This window comes from Neptunomonas marina (assembly GCF_004005935.1).
GTDB lineage: Bacteria > Pseudomonadota > Gammaproteobacteria > Pseudomonadales > Balneatricaceae > Neptunomonas > Neptunomonas marina.
The window spans coordinates 51697-63973 of the sequence record NZ_SACQ01000001.1 but is presented as its reverse complement, the minus strand read 5'-3'; the positions used below and the strand labels follow the sequence as shown (position 1 = coordinate 63973).

The window sequence follows — 12277 nt, the reverse complement described above, 5'->3', positions numbered from 1 at the left end:
AGTTCTAAAACTTAGCGCCACTACATTCCCTCGCAATGAAATCCATCTTAACGCTGTGCGCTTAACATGCGGATATTATAAAAGAGAAGGTACTGATAAGAATAGCAGAAATGGCGTCCCATAGGGGGTTCGAACCCCTGTTACCGCCGTGAAAGGGCGGTGTCCTAGACCACTAGACGAATGGGACATCTAATCAAGAAGCGCGCATTTTATAGCTATCAGAATCTTCCGTCAACAAATTAAAACTGTTTTTGATAGATCACACGGTCGTGACTACGGTAGCGGCCGAATATCGCCTCGGCAGAAACCTCCGTATCGTCAGCTCCATCACCATCCCAGTCAAACTGCAAGTAGGGGGCACCAGAAAGATCCACATCAATCGCCACCGTACCTACTTGGCCAGCGCCCGGCGCGGCTAAACTTGCTCCTGCATCACCATCGATAACTTTAAAATCACTGGCTGCATGGGCAAAGGAGATCGACGTCAGCCCTCCCCCAACTAAACCACCCGCAACATCACGCAGAGAAACCTCACTATTTAGCCACTGCGAGCAACTATCCAGTGTATTAGTGACAAACGCAGAACCATCGTAATACTGCGTTAGCCATGACAGCGGCAGCGCTGCCGTCTCAGGCCCGTATGCATTCGCTAAGTAGAGACGGCCATAGCGCACTTCAGGGCCAGCAATATGATCGACCCACTCATAAGACAAACATGACGAATCAACAACACTGTCGCCATCCGTATCGACCCGGTAGCACACGCCATCCGTATCGGTAAGATCTGCTTCATCGAACTCAAGTCCAACAAGCATATCGAACGGAGCTTCCAAACCATTTTTCACGTAAGTCACTGCGTCATCCGCTAGACTAAGCACCCCTTGGCCATTAAAGCTCTGATTCGTGCCATTCCAGCTAGGAGTACCCAAACTCGGCACCAGCGAAGCCAGAGAACTCGTTTGATTAGTATACGTACGGCCTAATGCATCTTCAGCAAGTTTCCAATCCGCACCGCTATAGTTATTCACCACCTGCCCATTTGCCCCATGCGCTGTCACAGTCAACTCCGGATGTACCGAGAAACCAATCGCGCGATTCTGATAAGCAAACTGATCTGCCGAACAATGCCCCTCCCAGCGCGGGCCGGATAGCGCTGCATTCTGAGCTAAGGAGAAATAGCTCGGAATAAAACGCCCCACACTCTCTTCGCTCTCAGCGATGCTATAACCCATATAATCGGTATCACGCGCCAAAACGAATAGCGTTCCCACCTCCGAGTAGGTCACATCGCTGCGCGTCATAACGCCACCGGAAAAGAGCGATGAGATATCACGCCACTGCTTATCATCAGATACCGTAACAGACGACTCCACAACCCACTCACCACCCTTTGCGCCTTCAGCCTTGGTGGGTGTTTGCATATAGACACCAAGATCAGCATTTGAAGGTTCGTAATTCGGCGTAACCGTCCCGTTGCTGCATTGTGCTGTAACAGATAGCGTAAACGGAGCAGACGCAACATGTGTGGCGCTCGCACCGAGCAATGAAGTATTACTCGAGTTCAGTGCCGAGATGGCCAGCTTGGCGGGATAAGCAATAAACGTATCGCTGCCAGAGATCGTCTTGCCGTCCAATACAACACTAATATCAAGCTGAACCTCCCCAGCATCAGCATAGCTGGCAGAGAATGTCGCTTCGCCACTTGAATTAAAGGTTGCCGGCACCGTTTGAGGTGCAGCACTAATGGCATAACTGGAACCTTGTGAGTTCAATAGCACGGAGCGGCTTCCACTCGCCGGCGAGATATAACTCGATGTAACTGATAGATTACGCTGCCCTACTACCGCAGCTTCACACACCCGCTGGTTATCTGTCGCTCTCACAATCGACACGGTGAAGTTTGGTGTGACTTCGCACGACTGCGTATCAGGCACATCAAACAAAAGACCGACGTCCGAAACCACCAAATCGCGATCTTCAGGACCTCCATCCCGTCGGTCAGTGACCACACCGTCAGTGACATCGAAATTAATTGTTTCAGAGGAGCCAACCAGATCTGGATAGCGGAACGATAATGTTACAGACGACTCGCCATTGTTAGGAAAACGATACGTTGCTCTACCTCCCGATAAAGCCGTGAGTACTCCACTTCCCTGAACAACCCCCTCCCACGAGCCTTTGCCCGAGGATGTACTGATCGTGATGGTTCGGTCCTCAGCATCCTCAGCACCGTTTTGGTCGTTTCGAGCCGTAATGGTGACCTGCTCCGTCAAGCAGCTCACCAAACTCCCACTATGGCTGATAGAGTAATGATCGATGGTTACTGGAGCCGTGCAATTACAGCTGCGTGCAGTACCGTCATAATTGCGCTCAGCAAGTTCATTGGCATAAATCTGCTCAACCTCTTGGGGTAGCAAGTCCACATCAAACAGTTTTACCTCATCAATATCGCCCGGAAAGAAACGACTGCTCACCCCTTGATCTTGGCCAATTTGTAATGGGTTGCTATTTGTAATTAGCTCACCCTCAAAGGTACCCGTCGCAACTGCGTTTCCATCAAGGTAAATCACCTGCTTACCGTCCATGTAGGTGATGGCAATGTGGTGCCACTGATTTAAGTTAACCCGCGCAGAGGAGGTCAGGGTTCTTACCGTCCCGGTATTGTCATTCCACCACCAGTAAACACTGCCATTGGCAGTGATGTGGTACTCGTAGTTGGTATCTTTCGAGACAACTGTGCTGAGCGATGACGGCAGGCGCTCCAATCGAATCCAAGAGGTAACCGAAAAGCGCTCGGTTGGGCTCACCAAACTATTGCTAGGTAAGCGAATATAGTCATCGAGGCTATCAAAGTGGGCCAGCCCGCAAACTTTACCGTCGATTGTCGAAAGTACGCCGTTTTCAGCATATGCATCCAGCCCATTCGGGCCGGAGTCCACAACATCTCGGCCATCACTCCAGTTGCAGCTATCGAAGCGATAATCAAAGACGGGAGCGGGTATTTCACAGCGCCGTTCTGAACCGTCATAGTTCTTTTTCGCTAACTGATTGTTGTATATCTCACGTACGTGCGACGCACCAAGCTCCTTATTGAAGAGTAAGGGCTCATCGATATACCCATCCCAATCTTGTCCCGAATCGAAACCACCTTGCAGCGTGTCTTGCTCTTGTCCGAGTATCACACCGCCTGGCGAAAAGTTAAGCGCTCCCGAATCAAGCCCGTAGCGACAGCCCTGCAAAACACCATCAATATACAGGCAGTTTTTTGAGCCATTGCGAGTATAAACGAAGTGATGCCACTGATTATCCGCGATATCCGGTGTCGTAATCAGATTTTGCTGTGAAAACGAGTTGCGCTTTATTAATGGCTCAAAGCGCTGACTATTCCAAAAGAACAGTAGCAACTCGTTATTGAACTGAGGGCCAAAGCCAGAGAACAACGCCTGCGTTTGATTACGCTGGGAGGTTTTACCCCATACGGAAAAGGACATTTCCGTAAGCCCCTGAAATGCTTGATAATCCAGCGAGATAAAATCATCTAACGCAGTGGGCGTGAAATCAGCAGCTCGGCATACCGCTCCCTCCTCGACAGTTGGCATCGCCTTGCTCGCCTGACCGTGATAACTGTTACCACTATAGTCTGTTATCTCATCTGCAATCCCCGCCCATTGCGACTCATCCAGATGCCAGTCGCCTATCGGCTCAGGTAGGTCACCGCTCGGAGGTCCTCCAGCACAAGCACGCGTTGAACCGTCCCAGTTAAGCTGATTTAACTGGTTGGTATAGATAGACTGCACTTCGCCATCATTCAGCGTGCTGCGAAAGATTAACAACTCATCGAGTAAACCATCCCAATCTTGCGACGATGTGAAGCTCCCCCCTAATGAATCTTGCTCTTGGGCAATATACAGCCCTCCATCGGAAATACGCGGCGCTCCGCCATCTGATCGACTGCAGGTTTGTCGAACACCGTCCAAATAGAAACAGTTATTACTGCTCGATCTTGTCCATACAAAATGATGCCACTGGTCATCATTGATCGGTGCGATGTTCGCCGATAAAAAGTTACGCTGAGCGTAGTAAAGATTAACTCGCCGAGGATTGCTGAAAAACAGCAAAACACTATTATCCCAAGCTCGCCTATTGTCGCGATATGCGCCGGAAAGAATAGTTTGTGACTGCGTTGCGGAGGTCGGTAGTTTACCCCAAACAGAAATAGAGAAGTTATTCTCTCGATCGAGAACATCAGCATCTAAAATAACGCCATCGGTTGTTGAGTTCTCGGAGAAGTCCGCGGCGCCACACACAACGCCCTCGCTTGAATTGACTATCGACTTTGTTGCTCGTCCATCAAAGCCATTCCCGCTTGAGTCGATAACCTCGCCCGCAACACCAGACCATTGAGCTTCATCAAAGTACCAGGCGGCCTGCAGCGTCGTTTGGCCATAGCTCACGCCCGATAGACTTAGCGACAAAAGCAATAGTGCAAAGCGAACATTCGCAGCAAAAGAGAGAACAAACTTCATAAGAGAAACCAGCAAAACTTAACAACCCGTACAGTGTAGTGGCTTATCAAATTTTTTGCGTATTAGTGGCTAAAAAACTAGCAAATACAACGAGAAGGGATAGAGAGAAGAGATGGCGTCCCATAGGGGGTTCGAACCCCTGTTACCGCCGTGAAAGGGCGGTGTCCTAGACCACTAGACGAATGGGACGTATAAATTTTTGGAGCGGGAAACGAGACTCGAACTCGCGACCCCAACCTTGGCAAGGTTGTGCTCTACCAACTGAGCTATTCCCGCACATTCCTAAATAGGAAATGGCGTCCCATAGGGGGTTCGAACCCCTGTTACCGCCGTGAAAGGGCGGTGTCCTAGACCACTAGACGAATGGGACGTATAAATTTTGGAGCGGGAAACGAGACTCGAACTCGCGACCCCAACCTTGGCAAGGTTGTGCTCTACCAACTGAGCTATTCCCGCCCAATTCCTAAAAGGAAATGGCGTCCCATAGGGGGTTCGAACCCCTGTTACCGCCGTGAAAGGGCGGTGTCCTAGACCACTAGACGAATGGGACGTTGCACATATGAAGCGTTGCCTCAAATGCGGGGCGTATCTTATGCTCCATAACGATTGGCGTCAAGCGTTTTTTTTAAAGGCTTTTCCTATAAAATCAAATACTTCAAATTGGCTAGGATTTGCACACCATGACTCCCGCCGAAACAGGCTTTGTTATCATTATTGTTGTAATAACGCTGGCAGGCGCCGCTTTTGTCGTGCAGTCATTAGAGAATCAGCGCCAACAGAAACGCTCTGCTCTACGTGCATTGCGCGCCGATATTCGCTACGCAGAACAGATTCGCGATGGTTTCCCCAGCGAGCTTATGTCGCCGCAGTTAGCTGAGTTTTTATCTCACTACCTCACTGCTCAATGGCGCAAACTTTTAACACTGGATAACTCAGCAGCTATGCAAAATGCTGCCAAAGCATCAGTGTCACAACAACCCTCCCCGCCCACTCCATATAAAGCGGGTTCGCTAACGCGCTTACATGATAAAGATCAAGCCCTCAAAGCCGCAGCGATGAGCAAAGAGCTCGCAGCGTGGTTAAAGAACTTAGCCAATCGCAACCGTCAATCAACATCAACCATTAGTGAGCTGCTCAAATACTGCCACTACTGTGTTCAGCAAGTTGCCGTTGACGGGCTGGTTTTCGATGCGCTGGAGTACCAAGCCGTTAAAGGCCCGAAGCCCGCATTGCACCAGTTCAAAAATTGCCTGCACACGCTTGAGCGCATTGATCACCGCCACTTTACTGACCGCCAAATCTATGAACTGCGCACCTATGTAACCGAGCTTGAAGCATCACTTCAAGATGCAAAAGACCCAGCCTCTCCCGATAACATTGAAGAACAAGAAGGATAAACAATGACCCCTACACTACACGGAGCCCCACTCTCACCGTTCGTTCGCAAAGTGCGTTTTGTACTGGAGCACAAGCAGCAACCTTATGAGTCCAAGATGGTCGTACCCTACGCAACGCCCGAGGAGTACAAAGCGCTCAACCCGCTACGACGTGTTCCTGCTCTAACCATCGGAGACGATATTACGCTGGCAGATTCAGCAGTGATTTGTCACTTTTTGGATGACTACTTCCCCGAAGCGCCCACGTTACCCGACACCCCGTACCTGAGCGCACGCTGCAAATGGCTTGAGAAATACGCCGACTATGAGCTAGCGCCTCACACGACATTTAGTATCTTTTTCCAAAATATCGTGGCACCACTCAGCGGGAAAACGCCCGATCATGAGAGGATCAAAGCTGCGATTAATGAGAAATTGCCGCCGCATTTTGACTATCTCGAAGGCGAGCTTAAAAACGCGTTCTTTCTGGGTGATAAACCATGCCTTGCCGATTTCGCCATTTGCTCACAACTTATTAGCATGGCACATGGCGGGGAATACATTGACGCCGAACGTTGGCCGAACTTAGCTGACTGGTATACGCGTATGACAGCTATGCCCTTTATCGCTGCGATGATCGACCAAGAGAAGGCAGCGATCACCAAGCTTCAGGGTCAGCAGTAGCTTAGTTGGCTGGTGCTGCGTGATTAGGTAAACGCACATACCGAGACCAAAGGGAGCGGCGATCCGCCCCCCACTCTCGGTCAACGAGTGCATCAGTTGCCGCAGCACCGGCCCACATCGCCGCAAGCGCCACCCAAGCGGTAATCGAAAACGCTGACCCTCCGGTTAGGCCAGCACCCACCGCGCAACCTCCTGCTAACATGCCTCCCATTCCCATAAAAACAGCGCCGAGAATATAGCGCACCATACTGCTACCATCTTTAAAGCCTTGCAGTTTCAAGTTGCGCGACAGTAAAGCGGCCATAAAAGAGCCAAGAAACACGCCCGGTACCAAGCCCACATCAAAGTCGAGCTCCGCACCACTGGGCAACAAGAAGTACATTAAGGTATCAGCTGAGGGCCCCGTAAACGTCATACTTTCCACTTGGGTTGGATCAAAGGTTTGGTAAGAGAGATGATAGGTAAACCACCAGCCGCCAACCACCATAGAGCCAACACCTAGGGCACCTAGCCACGCCCAAAATCCTAGACGGTTCCGGATACCAAAATAGATAGCGATAGCAAAACACGCGACACCCAAGTAGATGCCTGTGTATGAGCCTAGCCCAAGGAAAGAGATCAGCTCTAACCCACCATCATTGTGCAGCAACCACGCATTCACCACGCCCTCGCGAACAGGTGCAAGTACACCACGCAATGATGCCTGCGCGACCGCGGCAAATAGCAACCCAGAAAACAGCGCACGTAAATTACCGGTGGCCGCCAGCACTAAAAGCCGCGCACCACACCCACGCGCCAGCACCATCCCAGCACCAAATAAAAGTCCACCCACAATAGCGCCAGAAAGGCTGCCATAACTTGCGAGCATTCGAGAGTCGGATATATCTAGCGCCCCATAAGTGATCAGTGCTTGAGTACCCCCAACAGCCGCAGCGAAGGTGAGTAGCCAAATGGCTACCTTGGGGCCAATTTGACCGCGAGCAAACTCAACAACAGCAGCACGTAAACAAAATTGGCTCTTCTGGGCGAAAACCCCAAACATAATCCCAAGAACCAGCCCCCCTAACGCGGTTGTGCCAGCTTCACCAAAACGCTCGATTAGAAAGTCAAAATCCATACACTAACCACACATTTAAGAATTAGGATATATCAATTAGATATATAAAATATGAAGCACAAAAAAGGGCTACTCTCATAAGCAGCCCCAACAACCCGCGCTTTAACTGATCATAGTTTAACCAAGCAGCCTCTTTTGCTGTTATGCGCTATATCAAGGTTCTAAACACTCTTCGTGACGAATCGCCAATGAAACTTCAATACACACACCATGATCCCCACTAATTTTCAGCTCAGCGCCCATGTATTCGCAGCGCTCTTTTATGCCGAGCAAGCCAAAGCCGCCAAATTGCTCAATCCCCTTCGATTCGTCAAATCCTGCCCCGTCGTCACAAATCCGCAGCAGCACATGAGTCTCTTCTTGCTTGAGCACGACATTAGTGCAACTGGCATGTGCATGCTTTAAGACATTGGTCAGCGCCTCTTGAATAATGCGATACAGGTGAATATCAGCATCCCCAGGCAGCACAACGTCCTCGATATCTAGAAACACCTCGACGCCCGTCTGTTGCAAACTTTTCAATGCTGCAATCTGACGAATCGATTCACTTAACCCCATATCGTCTAATTCAGCTGGGCGCAGCGCCATAATGCGGTCGTAGACGGTTTCATACATATCTGCGACAAGGTGTTTAATCTTATCGATATGCTCCAATGCTTTGTCTTTTGCATCCACGTCGTACTCTAGCAGTACGGTCTCAACACGCACTGCCGTTAGCAACTGCCCCAGCTCATCGTGAAGTTCATGAGCAAGGTGGTTGCGCTCTTGCTCTTGGCTGTGGATAAGCTGATGAAGGATGGCGCGCTTTTCACGCAAAGCCTGCTCCAAACGCTCATTCGCCACGTGCAGCTCGCTGCGATGGGACGTTAACGCTTGCACCATCGTATCGATCTCTTTACCTAAATGATTAAACTCGGCGATTGTGCCGGCATTCCACTCACCTTTGCTGCTCGAATCAACCGTATCGCGCACATGCCGGAGCAGCTTTTGCAGTTGCTTGTCTAGCGCACCTGATAAAATTAGCGCGATAAACGCACTCACCAATAAACCGACTAGCACACCGCCAGCGATTAGACGTAACATCTGCTTACCGAGCACGCCAATCTGGTCCGCATTGACATCCAGTTGTAGCCCCAAGCTACTGCCTAAGTTAGGCAACGACAGCATGTGCGAGGTTAACTGGTTGGTTGATACCGCCTGATTTGGGTCGTATTGACTGATTGCAACACCATCGAATAACAGCTGGGCACCATGGATCTGAGCCGCAGACCTGTTCACCAATTGACTTAAGAAAAGGCGGTTATCCGATAACTTAATGCCTCCGATCACCCGACCGACAACACGGTTATCGGTATCAGTAATCAGGTAATCTTTCCCAAGCAAAACGTGAGTACCACTACGGAAGCTACTCCAACCCTCGGTTAGCGCCTGCGAATAGGCGCGGTATATCTGTTCACACGAGCCAGAGCCGATCTCCAGCAGGCGGCTCTTTAAGACATAACAACGCTCGTAGTTGAATGAAGAAACCACCAAGAAGTGGTGGCTCTTGATCTCAGCACCGTGTAAGCCAGAGCCCTCGATACTCCGCTGTAACTGCAACGCAGAGCCGGTGGTAACCGCTTCACGCATCACATCGGTCATGGCTAATGCTGCCAACTCTTGATCCAGCAGCCGTAACTGTGCTTCTAGCTCGCGCTGTATCGCGGCAGCACTTTGCTGCATCGATGTTTTCGCCTCTTCACGCAAGATACTCTCTGCGGCACTGAAAAAGTTGAGCGAAAAGATCGCCAGAAAACCGGACAAAATAATCAGGAATAGAAAGAAGATCAGCGTACGAAAGCGCAGCACCATCACGGCATCCCTCCCGAGTAACGAAACGCACGCTCCAGCAAATGTTCTAAAGCGCCCTCTTCCATACTCTGGGTTAACACCTCAAACTCCCCCGAGAAGACCAATGGAATCTGATAGCCCAATCGATCTAGGCGTATCGCTTCTGCCATCGCGATGCCGTTTTGATCATTCATACGCATCAACACGACACCAAGCTTTTGCTGACGAAACATCTCTAGCTCAGCTTCACCGCCTCCCCACCCATTCACAGTAATGGGCGGATCACCTAGCTCACGCAACGCATCAAGGGCCCCCAAAGAGACATCGGTGGCACAGGCGTAGATATAGCGAATGTCTGGGTATTCACGAAGCATTTTCAGCGCGGCATGTTTAGCGGAGATACGGCTAGCGTCAGTAAAGTAACTGGCTTTCAATTGGTGAGTTCGCTCTACCTCTTTGAGAAACACATCACCCCGCTGTTCACTCACCACGCCTTTATCCCAATAGAGAAGACCAAAGGGTGTACCCTTGGGATATCTCCTTTTATAGAACTGCGCTAATTTTCGCGCGCCCGCAGCATGGTCAAAGCCGATATACATGAGCGGCTGCACATCAAACCACTGAGCAACGGGCTGCGTCAGATTTTGAATGATAACTTTGGGGCGTTCGCGCTGCAGCAGGTACTCAACCACGCGACGCTGGCGGTCCGAATTGATGGTGTACACAAGGTAATCAGGATCATTCTGAAGAACCTCTAATAACTGGCTCTCTTGCAAGTCTTGCTGGATATAGGGGCGCGAAAAACGCACATCAAGCTCGTACGCCAAGCCGTGATCATCCAACCGCCCTTGCAGCGCTTTAATACTGCGTAGCCAATAATCAGACGTTTGTAAGCCCGGGTAGACGATGGCAATTTTAATCGGCTTTTTGTTAGCGCCACTCGGCGCATCTACAGACCGTTCGACATACTCACGAAAGCGATCCAGTGACACACTATCTTCTGCCTGCACCGTCAGAGGCAGGCTACCCAGTGCCAAAAGTACACTAAATAGCAGTAAACGAGCCCAACCGCTCAGATTCACATACCACCCCGCCAAACTATGATGCCGATGCCAACTGAGTTTCATCTCGGATAGGCAAGATAATAATAAATTGACTTCCTTTACCCAGCTCACTTTTCACTTTTATCTCACCGCCATGATCTTTGGCGATTCCATAGGCCATCGCTAAACCTAAACCTGTACCCTCACCCACAGCCCGCGTGGTGAAGAATGGATCAAACACCTTATCAAGTTCCTCAGCGGCAATACCGGTGCCTGAGTCACGTATCGATACGATCAAGCGCCCAGACTGCTCTTTGGTAACGATATCAACACTGCCCTGCTCGCCGACAGCTTGCAGGGCATTTTGAATCACATTCAACAGCGCCTGATTCAGCTGCGCGGCGGCGCCATACGTTAAGCTCAAAATACCAAGACTCGTGCGTACTTTGCACCCAGACGGGATACGCCCCTGCAGAAGCTGCAAGGTGACTTGAATACACTCGTTGAGATCAACCATGCCCCAGCTGTCATCTTGGTTAAGCTGTGCAAACTCCGATAAACCAACCACAATATCGCGCACCCTTTGAGTGCCCTGTGCTGAATCCTTTAAGAGATCTTCAACATCCTCTTTGACAAATTCATAGTCTAGCTGATCTAGCTTCGCCTCAATCTGTTCCAACTTGGCTTGGCGGGCCGCATCGTCAGGTTCATCCTTGAGCGTATGATAGTTATCAATCAGAGCTTCATAGTCGTTAATATATCCTGATAGCGACTCTAAGTTACTCATCACAAAAGCAATTGGATTATTAATTTCATGAGCAACCCCGGCCGCTAGAACCCCCACGGATGCCAATTTTTCTGATTGCAGCAACTTTGCTTGAGTATCCTTGAGGGACTGATAGGTCTCTTGCAGCTCAACATGCTTCGCTTGTAATGCTCGCGTCCGTTTGAGCACACGCTCTTCAAGCGATTGGTTCAGCTCCAATAACTCACTCTCATATTGGTCGCGCTGAGTCTGCGCCGACTTTAGGCTCGTAACCATGCGGTTAAAAGCGGAAGAAACCTCTCCAATCTCGTCCCGCGTTTTGACCTCAACTTGCACATCAAAGTCACCATCGGTCACTTTACGGGCCGTTTTTCGTAGCACGTCTAATTGCTTAGTGAGGTAGCCACCTAAAACAAATGAAAAGAGCGCCACCAACACCATCTCGAACGATGCGAGCGCAATCCCCCAGCGATTAATTGCCGCAATAGACGCATTGATTGCACCTATATCTAAACCCACCTGCACATACCCGTATACTTCACCTCCCTCAGCAATACTGCCCGAGATGTCGTATACGTTGTCATCAACGTTTGCAACCTCTGTATCGGCAGCGAATTTGCCTGCCACAAAGTGGCTTATTTCACCGCTCTGAGCGAAAACTTCGCCATCCGGCGTCACTATGCGGGCGTAGCGCAGATCTTCGTTGCGCAAAACTTCCGAAACAAAGGCTTCGAGCGAAGCCAAGTCATAGGAGAGCACCGCGTCTTTGGTCATGGTAGAAAACAACGTGACCGTGGACTCAGCACGTTTTCGCAATGCTTCATAGTTCGAATCTCGGATAAAATCCATCATCGTAATAAGAAGCACCAACAAGAGCGCACCTTCGATCAGTGCGATACCGAGTATGGTTTTAAGCCGTAGTGACATAAATGGTC

The 12277-nt window shown here is 50.1% G+C and carries 7 protein-coding genes and 6 tRNA genes; 2 read left to right on the top strand and 11 right to left on the bottom strand.

Annotated elements, in window-relative coordinates:
• Positions 1 to 111: 111 nt before the first annotated feature.
• The 7 genes from EOE65_RS00285 to EOE65_RS00255 all read right to left on the bottom strand — a co-directional run bounded on the left by EOE65_RS00285 (position 112) and on the right by EOE65_RS00255 (position 5076).
• Positions 112 to 187: transfer RNA gene (locus EOE65_RS00285), tRNA-Glu, on the bottom strand.
• A gap of 52 nt (positions 188 to 239) precedes the next feature.
• Positions 240 to 4526, bottom strand: a complete 4287-nt coding sequence (locus tag EOE65_RS00280) for a LamG domain-containing protein (protein ID WP_127692294.1) — start codon at positions 4524 to 4526, stop codon at positions 240 to 242.
• Between the two features lie 113 nt (positions 4527 to 4639).
• A tRNA-Glu gene (locus tag EOE65_RS00275) sits at positions 4640 to 4715 on the bottom strand.
• Positions 4716 to 4726: 11 nt separating this feature from the next.
• Positions 4727 to 4802, bottom strand: a tRNA-Gly gene (locus tag EOE65_RS00270).
• Between the two features lie 18 nt (positions 4803 to 4820).
• Positions 4821 to 4896 (bottom strand) — tRNA-Glu (locus EOE65_RS00265).
• A gap of 10 nt (positions 4897 to 4906) precedes the next feature.
• Positions 4907 to 4982, bottom strand: a tRNA-Gly gene (locus EOE65_RS00260).
• Between the two features lie 18 nt (positions 4983 to 5000).
• Positions 5001 to 5076: transfer RNA gene (locus EOE65_RS00255), tRNA-Glu, on the bottom strand.
• Positions 5077 to 5206: 130 nt separating this feature from the next.
• On the opposite strand from EOE65_RS00255, the gene EOE65_RS00250 reads away from it, so the two are divergent.
• Complete coding sequence (locus tag EOE65_RS00250; protein WP_127692293.1) at positions 5207 to 5923, top strand: hypothetical protein; 717 nt, start codon at positions 5207 to 5209, stop codon at positions 5921 to 5923.
• A 3-nt stretch (positions 5924 to 5926) separates the two neighbouring features.
• Complete coding sequence (locus EOE65_RS00245; protein ID WP_127692292.1) at positions 5927 to 6586, top strand: glutathione S-transferase family protein; 660 nt, start codon at positions 5927 to 5929, stop codon at positions 6584 to 6586.
• Between the two features lies 1 nt (position 6587).
• On the opposite strand, the gene EOE65_RS00240 is transcribed toward EOE65_RS00245, so the two are convergent.
• From EOE65_RS00240 to EOE65_RS00225, 4 genes are all read right to left on the bottom strand, one after another.
• Positions 6588 to 7703, bottom strand: coding sequence for a YeeE/YedE family protein (locus tag EOE65_RS00240; RefSeq protein ID WP_127692291.1), 1116 nt, complete (start codon positions 7701 to 7703; stop codon positions 6588 to 6590).
• Positions 7704 to 7856: 153 nt separating this feature from the next.
• Positions 7857 to 9554 (bottom strand): sensor histidine kinase, encoded by a 1698-nt coding sequence (locus EOE65_RS00235; RefSeq protein ID WP_127692290.1) that lies wholly within the window; start codon positions 9552 to 9554, stop codon positions 7857 to 7859.
• On the bottom strand, positions 9554 to 10615 hold the full coding sequence (locus EOE65_RS00230; RefSeq protein WP_127692289.1) for a type 1 periplasmic-binding domain-containing protein: 1062 nt from the start codon (positions 10613 to 10615) through the stop codon (positions 9554 to 9556). The genes EOE65_RS00235 and EOE65_RS00230 overlap by 1 nt, the downstream gene beginning before the upstream one ends.
• Before the next feature lie 16 nt (positions 10616 to 10631).
• Complete coding sequence (locus EOE65_RS00225; protein ID WP_127692288.1) at positions 10632 to 12269, bottom strand: sensor histidine kinase; 1638 nt, start codon at positions 12267 to 12269, stop codon at positions 10632 to 10634.
• Positions 12270 to 12277: the final 8 nt, after the last annotated feature.